The organism is Aquipseudomonas ullengensis, from assembly GCF_014174475.1.
Classification (GTDB): Bacteria; Pseudomonadota; Gammaproteobacteria; order Pseudomonadales; family Pseudomonadaceae; genus Aquipseudomonas; species Aquipseudomonas ullengensis.
Genome location: NZ_JACJUD010000001.1, coordinates 614,887 through 630,870, shown reverse-complemented (window position 1 = coordinate 630,870; position 15,984 = coordinate 614,887). Strand labels below are relative to the sequence as shown.

The 15,984-nt window shown below is 66.0% G+C and carries 14 protein-coding genes, 1 pseudogene and 1 riboswitch; of the genes and pseudogenes, 8 read left to right on the top strand and 7 right to left on the bottom strand.

Going from position 1 to position 15,984, the window contains the following annotated elements:
- From H3H51_RS02740 to H3H51_RS02730, 3 genes are all read left to right on the top strand, one after another.
- Positions 1-465: a chemotaxis protein CheW gene (locus tag H3H51_RS02740; protein WP_183087479.1), complete on the top strand. Its 465-nt coding sequence runs from the start codon at positions 1-3 to the stop codon at positions 463-465.
- 1 nt (position 466) lies between these two features.
- On the top strand, positions 467-1,267 hold the full coding sequence (locus H3H51_RS02735; RefSeq protein ID WP_235981270.1) for an AraC family transcriptional regulator: 801 nt from the start codon (positions 467-469) through the stop codon (positions 1,265-1,267).
- A 73-nt stretch (positions 1,268-1,340) separates the two neighbouring features.
- Positions 1,341-1,955, top strand: a complete 615-nt coding sequence (locus H3H51_RS02730) for a LysE family translocator (protein ID WP_183087478.1) — start codon at positions 1,341-1,343, stop codon at positions 1,953-1,955.
- A gap of 6 nt (positions 1,956-1,961) precedes the next feature.
- On the opposite strand, the gene H3H51_RS02725 is transcribed toward H3H51_RS02730, so the two are convergent.
- Positions 1,962-2,681, bottom strand: coding sequence for a 16S rRNA (uracil(1498)-N(3))-methyltransferase (locus H3H51_RS02725; RefSeq protein WP_183087477.1), 720 nt, complete (start codon positions 2,679-2,681; stop codon positions 1,962-1,964).
- A 132-nt stretch (positions 2,682-2,813) separates the two neighbouring features.
- On the bottom strand, positions 2,814-4,220 hold the full coding sequence (locus H3H51_RS02720; RefSeq protein WP_183087476.1) for an adenosylmethionine--8-amino-7-oxononanoate transaminase: 1,407 nt from the start codon (positions 4,218-4,220) through the stop codon (positions 2,814-2,816).
- Positions 4,221-4,370: 150 nt separating this feature from the next.
- On the opposite strand from H3H51_RS02720, the pseudogene H3H51_RS02715 reads away from it, so the two are divergent.
- The 3 genes and pseudogenes from H3H51_RS02715 to H3H51_RS02705 all read left to right on the top strand — a co-directional run.
- Positions 4,371-5,837, top strand: a pseudogene (locus tag H3H51_RS02715) (flavin monoamine oxidase family protein); the annotation flags it as partial.
- Between the two features lie 396 nt (positions 5,838-6,233).
- Entirely contained in the window at positions 6,234-6,788 is a 555-nt protein-coding gene (locus tag H3H51_RS02710) for a cytochrome b (RefSeq protein WP_183087474.1), read from the top strand.
- Positions 6,789-6,806: 18 nt separating this feature from the next.
- The gene (locus H3H51_RS02705; RefSeq protein ID WP_183087473.1) at positions 6,807-7,382 is read left to right on the top strand and encodes a YceI family protein; all 576 of its coding nucleotides are present in this window, start codon (positions 6,807-6,809) and stop codon (positions 7,380-7,382) included.
- 98 nt (positions 7,383-7,480) lie between these two features.
- Here the strand turns inward: H3H51_RS02705 and H3H51_RS02700 are convergent, their stop codons facing one another.
- From H3H51_RS02700 to ahcY, 4 genes are all read right to left on the bottom strand, one after another.
- Positions 7,481-9,373 (bottom strand): DEAD/DEAH box helicase, encoded by a 1,893-nt coding sequence (locus H3H51_RS02700; protein ID WP_183087472.1) that lies wholly within the window; start codon positions 9,371-9,373, stop codon positions 7,481-7,483.
- A gap of 187 nt (positions 9,374-9,560) precedes the next feature.
- A complete protein-coding gene (locus tag H3H51_RS02695; protein ID WP_183087471.1) occupies positions 9,561-10,334 on the bottom strand; it encodes a substrate-binding periplasmic protein in 774 nt (257 codons plus the stop codon).
- A 229-nt stretch (positions 10,335-10,563) separates the two neighbouring features.
- A complete protein-coding gene (gene metF / locus H3H51_RS02690; RefSeq protein WP_183087470.1) occupies positions 10,564-11,409 on the bottom strand; it encodes a methylenetetrahydrofolate reductase [NAD(P)H] in 846 nt (281 codons plus the stop codon).
- A gap of 68 nt (positions 11,410-11,477) precedes the next feature.
- On the bottom strand, positions 11,478-12,866 hold the full coding sequence (ahcY, locus tag H3H51_RS02685; RefSeq protein ID WP_235981269.1) for an adenosylhomocysteinase: 1,389 nt from the start codon (positions 12,864-12,866) through the stop codon (positions 11,478-11,480).
- A 23-nt stretch (positions 12,867-12,889) separates the two neighbouring features.
- A riboswitch (S-adenosyl-L-homocysteine riboswitch) is annotated at positions 12,890-12,989 on the bottom strand.
- Positions 12,990-13,179: 190 nt separating this feature from the next.
- Between ahcY and H3H51_RS02680 the strand changes: the two genes are divergently transcribed.
- Both H3H51_RS02680 and H3H51_RS02675 read left to right on the top strand, forming a co-directional pair.
- Positions 13,180-13,569 carry an acyl-CoA thioesterase gene (locus H3H51_RS02680; protein ID WP_183087468.1) on the top strand — a complete coding sequence of 130 codons (390 nt, stop codon included), beginning with the start codon at positions 13,180-13,182 and terminating at the stop codon, positions 13,567-13,569.
- A gap of 104 nt (positions 13,570-13,673) precedes the next feature.
- On the top strand, positions 13,674-14,117 hold the full coding sequence (locus H3H51_RS02675) for a c-type cytochrome (RefSeq protein WP_183087467.1): 444 nt from the start codon (positions 13,674-13,676) through the stop codon (positions 14,115-14,117).
- 152 nt (positions 14,118-14,269) lie between these two features.
- Here the strand turns inward: H3H51_RS02675 and ligB are convergent, their stop codons facing one another.
- Positions 14,270-15,943: an NAD-dependent DNA ligase LigB gene (gene ligB / locus H3H51_RS02670; RefSeq protein WP_183087466.1), complete on the bottom strand. Its 1,674-nt coding sequence runs from the start codon at positions 15,941-15,943 to the stop codon at positions 14,270-14,272.
- Positions 15,944-15,984: the final 41 nt, after the last annotated feature.

Below are 15,984 nucleotides of genomic sequence, written 5' to 3'. Positions count from 1 at the left end.
ATGAGCCAAGTCGCAACTAACGCCCCCAACACCATTACCGCGCTGCTGGTGCCGCTGACGGATCGCACCCTGATGCTGCCCAACGTGGCGGTGGCGGAGCTGATTCCCTATCGCCCGCCGCAAGTCACTGCCGGTCTGCCGGCCTGGTTCCTTGGCCAGGTGGCCTGGCGCAACCTGCAACTGCCGCTGCTGTCGTTCGAGGCGGCCTCCGATGGCCAGCCGCTGATCGGCCCGGGCGCGCGGGTGGCGGTAATCAACGCCCTGGGCGGGCGTGACCAGGTCAAGTTCCTCGCCCTGCTGGTGCAGGGCATCCCGCGCTCGCTGAAGGTCGATGCGCACCTGGCACCATCCAGCGAGCCGCTGGCACCGCTGGAACTGGGCGCGGTGCAACTGGGCGAAGCCGTGGTCAAGATCCCCGATCTGGTCGGCCTGGAACAGAAGCTGGCCGACGCCAGCCTGATCTGAAATGAACCCGCCTGAGCGGATGCGCCTGGCGCGCATCGGCGGGCTGGAAGTCTGCAGCACCCAGGCCAGCGGCCAGCACTTCGACAAACACAGCCACGATGAATTCGTTATCGGCGCCAACCTGCTCGGCGAGGAACAGGTGTGGCTGGACGGGCGCACCTTCTGCGCCAGTGCTGGCGCCATCACCACCTACAACCCCGGCGAGATCCAGGGCGGCGGCGCGCGCGAAGGCCAGCCCTGGCGCTATGTCAGCCTCTACGTGCCGCCTGCCGTGCTGGCCGCCAGCCTGGGCTTGGAGCAGCTGCAGTTCGCTGCGCCGCTGCAACAGCAGCCGCTGGTGGCCAGTGCTTTGGCGCAGGCGGTGGAGCAGTGTCTGAGCGACGATGCCCTGCTGCGTGAGCGCGGTGAGGAAGGCGTGACCCTGCTACTGGGCGAGATCGCCCGTGGCGCCGCCGTGCGCCTGCCCGGCAGCGCCGATATCGGCCGGGGCCCGGTGGCGCGCCTGCAGGAACTGCTCGCCGCTAGTCTCGAGCAGAGCCCGAGTCTGGAACAGATGGCTGCCACTGTCGGCCTGTCCAAGTTCCATCTGCTGCGTGCCTTCAAGCAGCGCACCGGGCTCAGCCCGCGGCAGTGGGCCATGCAGCTGCGCACTCGCCGGGCCCAGGGCCTGCTGCGCGCGGGCATGGCGGCCGGCGAGGTGGCCCAGCAGCTCGGCTTTGCCGACCAGAGCCACCTGACCCGCTACTTCCGCGCTGCCTACGGCCTGCCGCCGGGTCAGTTCCAACGCGCCGTGCGCGGCTGATAGGCAATCCGGTTCAAGATTTCCCGCGAGCGATCCGTGACACTGCACGCCTTGCCCGCTGGAGTCCTGTCCGATGTTTGCCGTCTTCTTCGCCGCCCTGCTGTTTGGTTTCGCCTTTTGTCTGTCGCCCGGTGCGGTATTGGCGGAAACCCTGCGGCGTGGCCTCAACCATGGCTTTCGTCCGGCGCTGCTGGTGCAGTTCGGCTCGCTGATCGGCGACGCGCTGTGGGCGCTGATCGGCCTCACCGGTCTGGCGCTGCTGCTCAGCCATGAAGCGGTACGGGTGCCTTTGACCCTGGTCTGCGCCGCCTACCTGGCCTGGCTGGGCTGGCAGAGCCTGGGCGATGCGCGGCGCCCGGTGCAGTCGCTGGAGGCGTTGCCGGAGCAGGCTGGGCGCGGAGCGTTCCTCGCCGGCGCGGCGATCTCGCTGTCGAACCCGAAGAACCTGGTGTATTGGGGCGCACTGGGCAGCGCGCTGGCCGGGATAGTCGATGGCGTGCCGAGCCAGGCGCAGGCGCTGGTGTTCTTCGCCGGCTTCATGCTGGCGTCGCTGCTCTGCTGCTTTATCAGCGCGGGGCTGGTGGAATGGCTGCGCCGGGCAGCGGCGCCGGTCTGGCACCGGGTCAGCCATGCCATCTGTGGCGTGCTTCTGTTCTTGCTGGCCGGCCTGGCTCTACGCGGCCTCTAGGCGAGGTTAGAAGTCGCCCCACAACTGCTGGGCCACGCTCAGCGCCACCACCGGCGCGGTCTCGGTGCGCAGCACGCGCGGGCCGAGTCGGGCGGCGTGGAAGCCGGCGGCCTTGGCCTGCTCCACTTCGCTGTCGCTGAGACCGCCTTCCGGGCCGATCAGGAAGGCCAGGGTGGCGGGCTTGGCGTGGCTGGCCAGCGGTTCGGCGACCGGGTGCAGGACCAGCTTGAGATCAGCCGTGGTCTGTTTCAGCCAGTCGGCCAGCAGCACCGGCGGCTGGATGACCGGCAGCACCGAGCGCCCGCACTGCTCGCAGGCGCTGATGGCCACCTGGCGCCAGTGAGCCAGGCGTTTGTCGGCGCGCTCGTCCTTGAGGCGCACTTCGCAGCGCTCCGAGACGATTGGGGTGATCTGCGCGGCGCCCAGCTCGGTGGCTTTTTGGATCGCCCAGTCCATGCGTTCGCCACGCGACAGGCCCTGGCCCAGGTGCACCTGCAGTGGCGACTCGGCCTGACCTTTGAGCTGTTCGCGCAGCTCGACGCGCACATTCTTCTTGCCCACCTCGATCAGTTCGCCAAGAAACTCCTGGCCGCTGCCATCGAACAATTGCACGGTGTCGCCCACTGCATGGCGCAGCACGCGGCCGATGTAGTGCGCCTGGGTTTCCGGCAGCTCGTGCTGGCCGAGGGAGAGCGGGGCGTCGATGAAGAAGCGGGATAGGCGCATGGGGCAAGAACCTGGGGTCGAGGCGCGCATTCTAGCCGCCGGTGGAAGGCCGAGTCAGTAGGGTGGACAACGCTCTACCCGTCCACCAATCAGGCGCCGCGGTGGATGAGCTGCGCGTCATCCGCCTTGGGCTTAGCCCGGATCGCGGTGGTTGGGGTAGAGGTCGCTGGCGACCGCCACGCTGACCGACTCGCGGGTGGCGATATCGATGCCTTCGCTGGCCACTTCGGCGAGGAAGTCGATCTGCTCCGGGGTGATCACATAGGGCGGCAGGAAGTACACCACGCTGCCCAGCGGGCGCAGCAACGCGCCGCGTTCCAGTGCGTGCTGGTACACCTGCAGGCCGCGGCGTTGCTGCCACGGGTAGGCGGTCTTGCTGGCCTTGTCCTGCACCATCTCGATGGCCAGGGCCATGCCGGTCTGGCGTACCTCGGCGACATGCGGGTGGTCGACCAGGTGCGCGGTGGCGCTGGCCATGCGCGCGCTCAGGGCCTTGTTGGCCTCGATCACGTTGTCTTGCTCGAAGATGTCCAGGGTCGCCAGCGCGGCGGCGCAGGCCAGCGGGTTGCCGGTGTAGGTGTGCGAGTGGAGGAAGGCGCGCAGGGTGGCGTAGTCGTCGTAGAAGGCGCCGTACACCTGGTTGGTGGTGAGCACCGCAGCCATCGGCAGGTAGCCGCCGGTGAGCGCCTTGGACAGCACCAGGAAGTCCGGGGTGATGCCGGCCTGCTCGCAGGCGAACATGCTGCCGGTACGGCCGAAACCGACGGCGATCTCGTCGTGGATCAGGTGCACGCCATAACGGTCGCAGGCCTCGCGCAGCAGCGTGAGGTACACCGGGTGGTACATGCGCATGCCGCCGGCGCCCTGGATCAGCGGCTCGACGATCACTGCGGCGACTTCATGGGCATGCTCGGCCAGGGTCTGCTCCATGGCGGCGAACATATTTCGTGAATGTTCTTCCCACCCCATGCCCTCGGGGCGCAGGTAGCAGTCCGGGCTCGGCACCTTGATGGTGTCGAGCAGCAGCGCCTTGTAGGTGTCGGTGAACAGCGCCACGTCGCCCACCGACATCGCCGCCACGGTCTCGCCGTGGTAGCTGTTGGTCAGGGTAATGAAGCGCTTCTTGCCCGGCTGGTCGCAGTTGAGCCAGTAGTGGTGGCTCATCTTCAGCGCCACCTCGATGCCCGAGGAGCCGTTGTCGGCGTAGAACACCTTGTCCAGGCCGGCGGGAGTGATTTTCACCAGACGCTCGGAGAGTTCGACCACTGGCTCATGGGTGAAACCGGCGAGCATCACGTGTTCGAGGTTGTCCAGCTGGTCGCGGATGCGCTGGTTGATCCGCGGGTTGCGGTGACCGAACACGTTGACCCACCAGGAGCTGACCGCATCCAGGTAGCGCTTGCCGTCGAAGTCCTCCAGCCACACGCCATCGCCGCGCTTGATCGGGATCAGCGGCAGGCGTTCGTGGTCCTTCATCTGCGTGCAGGGGTGCCACAGCACGGCCAGGTCGCGCTGCATCCACTGGGCATTCAGGCTCATCGGGAGGTCTCCTTGATCGGTGGACGGCAAGCCTACCAGAAGCGGGTTGCCTGGCCCGCGTGATTGGCCGATCAGTTCGGCGGATTCGCCTGGCCGCTGCCGTGGCCCTCACGTATCCTGCGCGCCAGTTTCGTTCCTGGGGTATTACCGATGTCTGCAGTCTGGTTGCGCGCGTCTGCGCTGGTGGTTTTGGCTCTCTTCGGCAGCACGGCGCTGGGCAAGGACAAGCAGCCCACGGCGATCGTCGTGGGTGGCGGCCTGGCCGGTTTGACCGCCGCCGTCGAACTGCAGGACAAGGGCTGGCAGGTCACCGTGCTGGAGGCCAAGCCGAGCATCGGCGGGCGTTCCGGCCTCGCCGCCAGCGAGTGGGTCGGCAGCGCCAAGCTGCAGCCGACCCTGCATGCCTACCTCGAGCGTTTCAAACTCAAGGCCCTGCCGGCGCCGGAGTATGTGCGTACCCCCGGCTACCTGATCGATGGCCGCTACCAGTCGCAGGCCGAGCTGGGCAAGTCCTCGCCGAGCACGGCCGAGGCCCTGGCGCGTTTCGACAAGAGCCTGGATGACCTGGCCGCGTCCGTCGAGGACCCGCTCAACCCGCTGACCAGCCACACCCTCAAGAGCCTCGACGCGATGACTGCCGCGCGCTGGCTGGACAAGCTGGCCCTGCCGCCGACCGCGCGTGCCCTCGTCGACCAGCGCATCCGTTCGCGCTACGACGAGCCGTCGCGTCTGTCGCTGCTCTACCTGGCGCAGCAGGCGCGGGTCTATCGCGGCCTGCCGGACAGCGAAATGCGCGCCGCGCGCCTGCCCGGTGGCAGCCAGGCCCTGGCTCAGGCCCTGGGCAAGCAGCTGAAGCTGGTGAAGACCAATGCCTGGGTCTCGGCCATCGTCCAGGAACAGGACAAGGTCACCGTCAAGGTCGGCGCCACCGGCTACAGCGCCGACTACGTGGTGCTTGCCGTGCCGCTGCCGGCGCTCGGCAAGATCAACCTGACGCCGTCGCTCACCGCCCTGCAGAACAAGGCGCTGAAAGACATCAACTACGGCTGGCGTGACCAGATGCTGCTCAAGTTCAAGAAGCCGGTGTGGGGCAAGGCGCGCCTGTCCGGTGAGATCTTCAGCGACAAGGGCCTGGGTGTGCTGTGGGTCGAGCCGGCGCTGAAGGGCGGCGCCAACCTGCTGATCAACCTGTCCGGTGACAACGCACGCCTGATGAGCGCCTTCGGCGATCGGCAGATGGTCGATCAGGTGTTGATCCGCTTCGACACCTTCTACCCGGGCGCGCGTGAGCAGTTCCAGGGCTACGAACTGCGCCGCTACGGCAAGGACGCGCTGGTCGGTGGCGCCTACCTGGCCTACGGCCCGGGCGAGATCAGCCAGTACTGGCGCCTGTGGGAAAAGCCGCTGGGCCGCGTGTTGTTCGCTGGCGAGCACACCGATGCGCTCTATCCCGGCACCCTCGAAGGCGCCCTGCGCAGCGGCCAGCGTGCGGCTGGCCAGGCTGTCGACCTGTTCGCCGGCAAGAGCCTGGAACCGGCAAAACCGGCAGCCAAGGCGGTGGCCGCTGACAAGGACGAGGCCAAGGGCGGCAAGCCTGGGTTCTTCTCCAAGCTGTTCGACTAGTGAGGTAGGGCGGATGGAGCCCGCGCTGAGTGCTGCGCGGGTTTCACCCGCCCTACGGTCGCCGGCCTGCCACGTGGCTCGTAGGCTGGGTTAGCCGCGATTACCGTTGCCCGTGTTTGCCGTGAAAGCTTGGTGCGGCGTAACCCAGCGCGGCGTGCACAGCCCGTGGCCCTGCTGCTGGGTTACGCCGCAGCTAGCCTGGTCACCAGAACTGAACATCCTGTTGGCGGCTAACCCAGCCTACGTCGTAGGGCGGGTGCAACCCGCATAGGGGTACGCGGCGCCCAGCGGATGTATCTGTTTACTCGATATTTCGAAGCGAAATTTTCCGCTTTAATTCGATGCGTTTGCCGCTAGGCTTGGCCCATCGCTTTTCACGGAAGTCTCGCAATGCAGTGGCGCAACTCTAGCTCCCGTTACGGCCTGGTCAGCATCCTGCTGCACTGGGTCGCCGCCCTGGCGGTGTTCGGCCTGTTCGGTCTCGGTCTGTGGATGCGCGGGCTGGACTACTACAGCAGCTGGTACCGCACCGCGCCGGATCTGCATAAAAGCATCGGCATCACCCTGTTCGCCCTGATGCTCGCGCGCCTGCTCTGGCGCTTCCTCAGCCCGCCGCCGGGCGCCCCGGCCAACCACGGCCAGTTCACCCGCCTGGCCTCCAAGGCCGGTCATGCGCTGCTCTACCTCGGCCTGTTCGCCCTGATGCTCAGTGGCTACCTGATTTCCACCGCCGATGCCCGCGGCATCAGCGTGTTCGGCCTGTTCGAGGTGCCGGCGACCCTGACCAGCATTCCCGACCAGGCCGACGTCGCCGGTCTGGTCCACGAATACCTCGCCTGGGGGCTGGTGATCTTCGCCGGCCTGCATGCCCTGGCGGCCCTCAAACACCATTTCATAGACCGTGACGCCACCCTGGTGCGCATGTTCGGTCGCACCGGCAAGTAACCCACAAGGAGACTTCAAATGCTCAAGAAAACCTTCGCTGCCCTGACCCTGGGCGCCGCACTCTTCGCTGGCCAGGCCATGGCAGCCGACTACGCCATCGACAAACAGGGCCAGCACGCCTTCGTCACCTTCAAGATCAGCCACCTCGGCTACAGCTGGCTGTACGGCAGCTTCAAGGACTTCGACGGCAGCTTCAGCTTCGACGCCAAGGCGCCGGAAGCGAGCAAGGTCAATGTCACCATCAACACCGCCAGCGTCGACTCCAACCATGCCGAGCGCGACAAGCACCTGCGCAGCGGTGATTTCCTCAACGTCGAGAAGAACCCGACCGCGACCTTCGCTTCGACCTCGGTCAAGTCCACCGGTGAAGGCACTGCCGACATCACCGGCAACCTGACCCTCAATGGCGTGACCAAGCCGGTGGTGATCGCCGCCAAGTTCCTCGGTGAAGGCAGCGACCCGTGGGGCGGCTACCGTGCCGGCTTCGAAGGCAGCACCAAACTGAAGCTGAAGGATTTCGACATCCAGAAAGACCTCGGCCCGGCTTCCCAGGAAGTGGAGCTGATCATTTCGGTTGAAGGCGTTCGCCAGTAAGGGAAAGGTTCTGGGCGATTCGCTCAGGCACAAAAAAGCCGGCTGACTAGCCGGCTTTTTTGTGGGCGCCATCCGTGGCACCTGGGGCGCGTGGCGCCTTAGTCTTGCTTGCGGCTCAGCAGGGCTGGCTTCTCACTGCGCGGGCGGCTGTTGGACAGGCTGTCCAGCTGCTCGGCTGTGGGCAGGCGCTCACCCTTGCGGATGATCAGCGGCTGCTTGCTGGCGCGGGCATCCTGCACGGCTGGTTCCTGGCGCTCGCTGCGTTGGGCGTCGTCACGCCGACCGCCACCGTTGCTACGGCCCTGACCACCGCCACTGCGGCCTTGGCCACCCTGACGTTGGCCACCACCAGCGGGTTTGCCTTTCTGTCCGCCTTGGCCGCCACCTGCGCCGCCTTGGCGTGCGCCCTGGCCCTGGCTGCGACCTTGGCCGCCGGTGCCTTGGCCCTGACCCTGGCCTGGGCGACGCGGGTTGCGGCCCGGGGCTTTCGGCGGGTTGGGGCTGACGTAGTCGGCGCGGTTGCCGAAGTTGTCGAACTCGTCATCGAGGAAGGCTTCCGGATCGCGCTCCGGTGGCGGTGTCAGCGGTTGCGACGGGCGGGCCGCGCGCTGTTCGCGGGGCTCACGCGGCTGGCGTGGTTGCTGCGCGCCGGCGGCGGTTGCGGTGGCGGGTTGTGCCTGGCCGTCACCCTTGCCTTTGCCACGGCGGTTGCGCGAACGCTTGGCCTTGTCTTCGGCGCTGCCGCTGGCTTCGCTGTTGCTGCGCTCGCGCTGCGGACGATCGGCGCGCGGTTGACGCTCGGGGCGCGGGCCACGGACTTCCGGCTTCTCGACTTCGACACTGGACGGGTCGAAACCCAGGGTGTCGCCGTCGGCGATCTTCTGCTTGGTCATCCGCTCGATGCCCTTGAGCAGCTTCTCTTCATCCGGTGCCACCAGCGAGATCGCCTCGCCACTGCGCCCGGCACGACCGGTACGGCCGATGCGGTGCACGTAGTCTTCTTCGACGTTGGGCAGCTCGAAGTTGACCACATGCGGCAGTTGGTCGATATCCAGGCCGCGGGCGGCGATATCGGTGGCGACCAGGATGCGCACCTGGTTGGCCTTGAAGTCGGCCAGGGCCTTGGTGCGGGCGTTCTGGCTCTTGTTGCCGTGGATCGCCACAGCGGGCAGGCCGTGCTTGTCGAGGTACTCGGCCAAGCGGTTGGCGCCGTGCTTGGTGCGGGTGAACACCAGCACCTGTTCCCATGCGCCCTGGGTCACCAGGTGCGCGAGCAGGGCGCGCTTGTGGCTGGCCTGCAGGCGGAACACGCGCTGCTCGATGCGCTCCACCGTGGTGTTTGGCGGGGTGACTTCGATGCGCTCGGGGTTGTGCAGCAGCTTGCCGGCGAGGTCGGTGATGTCCTTGGAGAAGGTCGCCGAGAACAGCAGGTTCTGCCGCTGCGTCGGGAGCTTGGCGAGGACCTTCTTCACGTCATGGATGAAGCCCATGTCGAGCATGCGGTCGGCTTCGTCGAGAACCAGAATCTCGACGTGGGACAGGTCGATGGCTTTCTGGTTGGCCAGGTCGAGCAGGCGACCGGGGCAGGCAACCAGGACGTCGACGCCCTTGGCCATGGCCTGAACCTGCGGGTTCATGCCGACACCGCCGAAGATGCAGGTGCTGACCAGGGGCAGGTCGCGGGCATAGACCTTGAAACTGTCGTGGACTTGCGCAGCCAGTTCGCGGGTCGGCGTCAGGACCAGCACGCGCGGCTGGCGTGGGCCGTGGCGGTGCGATTTGTCCGGGTGGCCGCCGGGGAACAGGCGTTCGAGGACCGGCAGGGCGAAGCCGCCGGTTTTACCAGTGCCCGTCTGGGCTGCAACCATCAGGTCGCGACCTTGCAACACGGCGGGAATGGCCCGCTGTTGCACAGGTGTGGGCTGGGCGTAGCCGGCGGCTTCAACGGCACCGGCCAATGCCTCGGAGAGACCGAGGGAAACAAAGGACATGAGTCATCCTGTCTGTATATGGGCGAAAGCCCGATGGGGAAATTGCCTGGTTCAAATCACTCTCAAGGGAGCGATCCCGTCCGGTCCTGCTGGGCGATGGGTTGCCGAGCGTCCGGGCGTAAGCCTGGCGGGAGCCCGGAGTATAACAGAGCCGCGCGCTTGCGCAGCTACCTGCCCGTCGGCTGGTTCAGCGGTTGCTGGCGGCGATGGGTGCGGCCTGCGCTTCACCAAAGCGGGCTTGCAGGCGGCGATAGGCGGGCTCCTGTTTGTAGCGGCGCAGTTCGGCCGCGAAGGCTTCGGCCAAGGGTTCCAGGTGCGCGTCGCGGCGCAGGGCCAGGTACAGGCGGTCGCTGCCGAGGGGCGTGCGGTTGTAATCGACCTGGCGCTCGAGGCCGAGCTGGGAAGCCAGGTACAGGCCGGCGCGGCGGTCGTTGACCACCAGGTCGACGCGGTTGCGCACCAGTTTGCCGAGGTTGGCCTCGTGGCTGGGCGCATCTTCGCGGCTGAACAGTTTGGAGTTGCGGAACGCGGCGGCGTTGTACCAGTAGCCGGGTGAGGTGCCGATCAGCAGGTCGCGCAGGTCTTCCAGGCGCTGATAGGGGTAGGGCCGGTTGCGCGCGTAGAACAGCACGAACTGCACCTCGGACAGCGGCTCCTTGACGAACAGCATGTGCGACTCGCGTTCGGGCAGGTGGAAGATATCGAGGATGGCGTCGGCGTTGCCCTGCTCGAATTCCAGCAGGCAGCGCTTCCAGGGCATGAATTGCCACTGTACGTCAACGTTGAGGCGGTGCAGGACTTCGCGGGTGATTTCGTAGTCCAGCCCGGCGGGCTGGCCGCCTTGCTCGTACACATAAGGTGCCCAGGCCTCGGTGACAATGCGCAGCGATTGCGCCCGTGCCGCGAAGGCAAGGCTGCATAAAAGCAGGATGGCGATTATCTGGCGCTGGAATACTGGCATATGGCCAGATTACGGATTTCCCGAGGCGCTGCAAAGTAGTCTGTTGGTCGAACATTCATCGGCTGAATGGCGGCCATTCGCGTGGCCTTGGGCGGCCGGTGTAGGAGCCAGCTTGCTGGCGATCCATGTCCGCGCAAAAGCATCGCCAGCAAGCTGGCTCCTACAGACGGAGAAAACCCTCGGGCAAGAAAAAGCCGGGCATGCCCGGCTCGTTCCAGTCTGGTCAATCTCAGCGTGGCAGCTTGAGGTTGTTCCAGATCGCCAGGCTCGGCTCGGCCTGGTTCAGCGTGTAGAAGTGCAGCCCGGGTGCGCCGCCTTGCAGCAGGCGTTCGCACATCTCGCTGACCACTTGCTCGCCGTAGGCTTGGATGCTCTGCAGGTCGTCGCCGTAGGCTTCCAGCTGCTTGCGGATCCAGCGCGGGATCTCGGCGCCACAGGCATCGGAGAAGCGCGCCAGCTTGCTGTAGTTGGTGATCGGCATGATGCCCGGCACGATTGGGATGTCGACGCCCAGCTTGCGCACGCGCTCGACGAAGTAGAAGTAGCAGTCGGCGCTGAAGAAGTACTGGGTGATGGCACTGTCGGCGCCGGCCTTGGCCTTGCGCACGAAGTTGGCCAGGTCATCCTCGAAGTTGCGGGCCTGCGGATGGACTTCCGGGTAGGCGGCGACTTCGATATGGAAGTGATCACCGGTTTCGCTGCGGATGAATTCCACCAGTTCGTTGGCGTAGCGCATCTCGCCGCTGGCCATGCCCATGCCGGACGGCAGGTCGCCGCGCAGGGCAACAATGCGTTTGATCCCGGAACTCTGGTACTGCTGCAGCAGGCTGCGCAGGTCGTCCTTGCTGTCACCGACGCAGGACAGGTGCGGCGCGGTCGGCACTTTCACATCGCCGTCCAGTTGCAGCACGGTGTTGAGGGTGCGATCGCGGGTCGAACCACCGGCACCGTAGGTGCAGGAGAAGAAATCGGGGTTGTAGGTCGCCAGCTGACGGGCGACCGTCATCAGTTTTTCATGCCCGGCTTCGGTCTTCGTCGGGAAGAACTCGAAGCTGTAACGGCGTTCTTGAGACATGGAAGATTCCCTTTAGCAGCAGGCTGCAGGCGCGCGGGGCACCTGCAGCCTGTGGCTTACAGCTTCGATTAGTAGCGATAGGTTTCCGGCTTGAACGGGCCTTCCACGCTCACGCCGATGTACTCGGCCTGCTTGGTGGTCAGCTGGGTGACCACGCCACCGAAGCCCTTGACCATTTCCAGGGCCACTTCTTCGTCGAGCTTCTTCGGCAGCACTTCCACGGTCAGGCGGGCGGCCTTGGCTTCGGCCGAGAGGGTGGCGAACTTCTGATCGAACAGGAAGATCTGCGCCAGCACCTGGTTGGCGAAGGAGCCGTCCATGATCCGGCTCGGGTGGCCGGTGGCGTTGCCCAGGTTCACCAGGCGGCCTTCGGCCAGCAGGATCAGGTAGTCGTCGTTGCGCGGGTCGAAGCTGCCGGCGCCGGTGCGGTGGATCTTGTGCACCTGCGGTTTGACCTCTTCCCAGGCCCAGTTCTTGCGCATGAAGGCGGTGTCGATCTCGTTGTCGAAGTGACCGATGTTGCACACCACGGCGCGCTGTTTCAGGGCCTTGAGCATGCCGGCGTCACACACGTTGGCGTTGCCGGTGGTGGTGACGATCAGGTCGATCTTGCCCAGCAGGGCCTTGTCGATGCTGGCGTCGCTGCCGTCGTTGATACCGTTGTTGTACGGCGAAACGACTTCGAAGCCGTCCATGCAGGCCTGCATGGCGCAGATCGGGTCGATCTCGGAAACCTTGACGATCATGCCTTCCTGACGCAGCGACTGGGCCGAACCCTTGCCCACGTCACCGTAGCCGATGACCAGCGCCTGCTTGCCCGACAGCAGGTGGTCGGTGCCGCGCTTGATGGCGTCGTTGAGGCTGTGACGGCAGCCGTACTTGTTGTCGTTCTTGCTCTTGGTGACCGCGTCGTTGACGTTGATCGCCGGGACTTTCAGGGTGCCGGCCTTGAGCATGTCGAGCAGGCGGTGCACACCGGTGGTGGTTTCTTCGGTGATGCCGTGGATCTTGTCCAGCATCGCCGGGTAGCGCTCGTGGATGATCTGGGTCAGGTCGCCGCCGTCGTCGAGGATCATGTTGGCGTCCCACGGCTGGCCATCCTTGAGGATGGTCTGCTCGATGCACCACTCGTACTCTTCTTCGGTCTCACCTTTCCAGGCGAACACTGGGATGCCGGCGGCGGCGATGGCGGCAGCGGCCTGGTCCTGGGTGGAGAAGATGTTGCACGAGGACCAGCGCACTTCGGCGCCCAGCGCGATCAGGGTTTCGATCAGTACGCCGGTCTGGATGGTCATGTGGATGCAGCCGATGATCTTCGCGCCTTTCAGCGGTTGCTCGCCGGCGTACTTGCGGCGCAGACCCATCAGGGCCGGCATTTCCGACTCGGCGATGATCAGCTCTTTGCGGCCCCAATCGGCCAGGGAAATGTCGGCGACTTTGAAATCGTTAAAAGACATGCAATAGCACTCCATTCGTTGTCTGCGAATGGGCGCCGTTGATGCGTATGGTTAACGCCCCATCCGAGCCTGACAGGTCCCGCTCGACAATGGAGTGGTCCTGCTGCAGCGCCCCTCGGACAGGTGGCGGGAGCGACCGGGCTGAGCCGGTCGCGTGAAGCCCGCGGATTATAGCCAGCCACGTCGGCAAGCCCAAGGCTTTCCGTCGCCTGGGTGGTCGTCCTATCAGGCTCATTGAGAGCCTTGCCGTGACAGCGGGTTGGCGGCGCTGCGAGGATAGCGGCCGAAACTGACTAAACAGACAGGAGTGGCGATGAACTTCCACACGCGCAAATGGGTGAAACCCGAAGACCTCAATCCCAATGGCACTTTGTTCGGCGGCAGCCTGCTGAAGTGGATCGATGAAGAGGCGGCGATCTACGCCATCATTCAGCTGGGCAGCCAGCGGGTGGTCACCAAGCTGATTTCCGAGATCAACTTCGTCAGCTCGGCGCGGCAGAGCGACATCATCGAGCTGGGCATCACCGCCACCGAGTTTGGCCGTACCTCGCTGACCATGCGCTGCGAAGTGCGCAACAAGATCACCCGCAAGAGCATCCTCACCGTGGAGCGCATGGTCTTCGTCAATGTCGACGAGCAGGGCCAGCCAGCGCCGCACGGCAAGACCGAGATCACCTACATCCGCGATCAGTTCAAGGACTGACAGTCGTCGCCCAAGTGGTCGGTGCGACAATGCGCTACTTGGTCGACACCGGGGGAGCGGCGATACTGGCGCCCCTTTTCGCCCTGCGAAGTGTTCGTCCCGCCATGAAAGTGAAAGTCCTGCTGTGCTGCTGTGTCCTGCTGACTGCCTGCGGCGGCGTCGATCCGAATTCGCCCTTGGGCAAGCGCCAGACAATCTTCAAGCAGATGCTGAACACCAGTGAAGAGCTGGGCGGCATGCTGCGCGGGCGGATTCCTTTCGACGCAGCGCAGTTCGCCGTCGGCGCCAAGCACCTCGACGAATTGTCGCGCCAGCCGTGGCAGCACTTCCCGGCCGTGCAGGAGCCGGATGGCGGCAGCGATGCGCGCGATGAGGTGTGGCAGCGTCAGGAACGCTTCCAGCAACTGGCACGTGAGCTGGAAGCCGCGACCGGGGCCCTGGCCGCGGGCAGTGCACAGCCGGGGCAGACCAGCGCCAGCCTGGCGCCGCTGGTGCAGCGCGTGGAAGATGGCTGCGAAGGCTGCCACAAGGAATTCCGCGTTTACTGAGCTGCCTGCTCGAGTGCTCTTTGTAGGAGCCAGCTTGTGACCCCCAGGGATGGGGGGAATGCAGCAAGCCGCCGGGAGCGGCTGCTGCCTGGCGATGCTTTTGTGCTGGCATGGATCGCCAGCAAGCTGGCTCCTACAAAAAAGCTTGGCGGCTAGAAGCCTTGCACGCCGGCTGCCTGCAGGCGCTGGCGTAGCGCCAACACCTCCGGATCGTTGAAGAACGCCACCAGCTGCCGGGCGCGGGTGGCGCCGATGCCGTTGAAGCCATCCCACTGCTGCGCATTGCGCGCGGCCAGGCTGCCCCAGTCCTCACCCAGCGGTGCCGCGCCGCTGGGCGGCAAACCCAGGGCCTTGAGCCATTGCACGAACGAGCGCTGCCGGGCGCTGGCGAAACTCTGTTGCAGATTGCTGGCGCTGCGCGCGGCGAATCCGGGTGTGGCGGCCAGTTCCTGTTGGCTCAGGTCCAGCCAGTCGAGCAGGCCATCGAGCTTGCCGGCTGCCTGCAGCTTGCTCCAGGTACCTTCGCCGACGCCGGGCAGGCGCAGGCCCTGCTTGCCACTGAGCCAAGTCAGGCGCGCACGGAACTGGCTTTCGCAGCCGGGCGTGGCGCGCCAGCAGCTGAGCGCGTGATGGTCGCTGGGATTGGGTGCGGCGATGGGCGTGCGCTCGGCGCTGCGCCAGACCACGCTGTCCAGGCGCGCAATGGTCAGGCCGGCCAGGGCGATGGCCACTTGATCGCCGGGGCGCACGTCGAGCGCCTGCCAGCGGGGCAATGAGCCCACGCTGACGCGCTGGATGGTGCGGCCGTCGAGCTGCACCGGCTGCAGCTGCAGCACCGGGGTGATGCGTCCGCTGCGGCCGATGTTGAATTGCACCGCGCGCACCTCCGTCAGCGCCTGGGCGACCGGGAATTTCCAGGCCGCGGCCCATTGCGGTGGCTCGGCGATCCAACTGCTACCGGCCGGGCGTTGGCCCTGGCGCAGCACCACGCCATCGCTGGCGAAGGGCAGGGCGTTGCGATACCAGTGCTCGCGCCAGTGGCGGGCCGCAGCCAGGTCATGGAGCGGCAGGGTCAGGGCGGCGCTGTCGGTGAAACCGAGTTGCTGCAGGCCGTGCAGGCGTTCGCTCATGGCATCCGGGCCGTTGGGCCAGTCCCAGACAAACAGGCCGATCTGCGCCGCGGTCTGGCGATCCAGCTGCTTGCGGGCCATGGCGCCGGCTACCTTGCCGCGCGCACCGGCCCCGCCATCGCGGGCCTGCACATGGCCGGGCAGGCGCCAGTACAGCTCGCCTTGCAGGATCAGTTCAGCGTTGTCGTCCAACTGCTGGGGGATGGCCTCGATCAGCCGCGCCTGGGCAGTCCAGTCCTGGCCAAATTGCCCGTCGCCCCGGCTGATGGCCTGGTGTAGCTGACCGTCCTGGTAGCGCAGGGTTACCGCCACGCCATCGACCTTGGGCTGGATCCACAGGTCGCTGCCTCCCGCCAGCCACTGCTTGGCGGCAGCCTCGTCGCGCAGCTTGTTGAGCCCGGTCTGCGCCACTGGCAGGCGCACTTCACCGGCGGCACCCTGTAGCGGATTGGCAGGGGTCGTGGTTTGCGTGGGGAAGCAGGTTTGCCAGTCGTTGAGGCGCTGGCGGGCCTGGTCGTAGAGCTCATCGCTGATCGGCGATTGACCCTGGCGGTGGTAGGCCGCATCCCATTGGGCGATCTGTGTGCTGAGCGCCTCAAGCTCGTTGCGTGCGCGCTCGGCGGGCCAGTCGGGGCAAGGGGTGGCGAAGGAATCGAAGGCAAACGGAAGCAGCGTTAACGCGATCCAGCGTGACATATGAGCATCCTTGCTCGATTGAGGTCGGAGTCAGCCTAGAT

What these genes read in the sequence shown, in the direction of transcription:
- H3H51_RS02695 (WP_183087471.1), bottom strand. Translation starts at nt 10,334, where the DNA reads ATGCCAGTATTCCAGCGCCAGATAATCGCCATCCTGCTTTTATGCAGC.
- H3H51_RS02735 (WP_235981270.1), top strand. Translation starts at nt 467, where the DNA reads ATGAACCCGCCTGAGCGGATGCGCCTGGCGCGCATCGGCGGGCTGGAA.
- H3H51_RS02710 (WP_183087474.1), top strand. Translation starts at nt 6,234, where the DNA reads ATGCAGTGGCGCAACTCTAGCTCCCGTTACGGCCTGGTCAGCATCCTG.
- H3H51_RS02675 (WP_183087467.1), top strand. Translation starts at nt 13,674, where the DNA reads ATGAAAGTGAAAGTCCTGCTGTGCTGCTGTGTCCTGCTGACTGCCTGC.
- H3H51_RS02680 (WP_183087468.1), top strand. Translation starts at nt 13,180, where the DNA reads ATGAACTTCCACACGCGCAAATGGGTGAAACCCGAAGACCTCAATCCC.
- H3H51_RS02725 (WP_183087477.1), bottom strand. Translation starts at nt 2,681, where the DNA reads ATGCGCCTATCCCGCTTCTTCATCGACGCCCCGCTCTCCCTCGGCCAG.
- metF (WP_183087470.1), bottom strand. Translation starts at nt 11,409, where the DNA reads ATGTCTCAAGAACGCCGTTACAGCTTCGAGTTCTTCCCGACGAAGACC.
- H3H51_RS02730 (WP_183087478.1), top strand. Translation starts at nt 1,341, where the DNA reads ATGTTTGCCGTCTTCTTCGCCGCCCTGCTGTTTGGTTTCGCCTTTTGT.
- ahcY (WP_235981269.1), bottom strand. Translation starts at nt 12,866, where the DNA reads ATGTCTTTTAACGATTTCAAAGTCGCCGACATTTCCCTGGCCGATTGG.
- H3H51_RS02720 (WP_183087476.1), bottom strand. Translation starts at nt 4,220, where the DNA reads ATGAGCCTGAATGCCCAGTGGATGCAGCGCGACCTGGCCGTGCTGTGG.
- H3H51_RS02740 (WP_183087479.1), top strand. Translation starts at nt 1, where the DNA reads ATGAGCCAAGTCGCAACTAACGCCCCCAACACCATTACCGCGCTGCTG.
- ligB (WP_183087466.1), bottom strand. Translation starts at nt 15,943, where the DNA reads ATGTCACGCTGGATCGCGTTAACGCTGCTTCCGTTTGCCTTCGATTCC.
- H3H51_RS02705 (WP_183087473.1), top strand. Translation starts at nt 6,807, where the DNA reads ATGCTCAAGAAAACCTTCGCTGCCCTGACCCTGGGCGCCGCACTCTTC.
- H3H51_RS02700 (WP_183087472.1), bottom strand. Translation starts at nt 9,373, where the DNA reads ATGTCCTTTGTTTCCCTCGGTCTCTCCGAGGCATTGGCCGGTGCCGTT.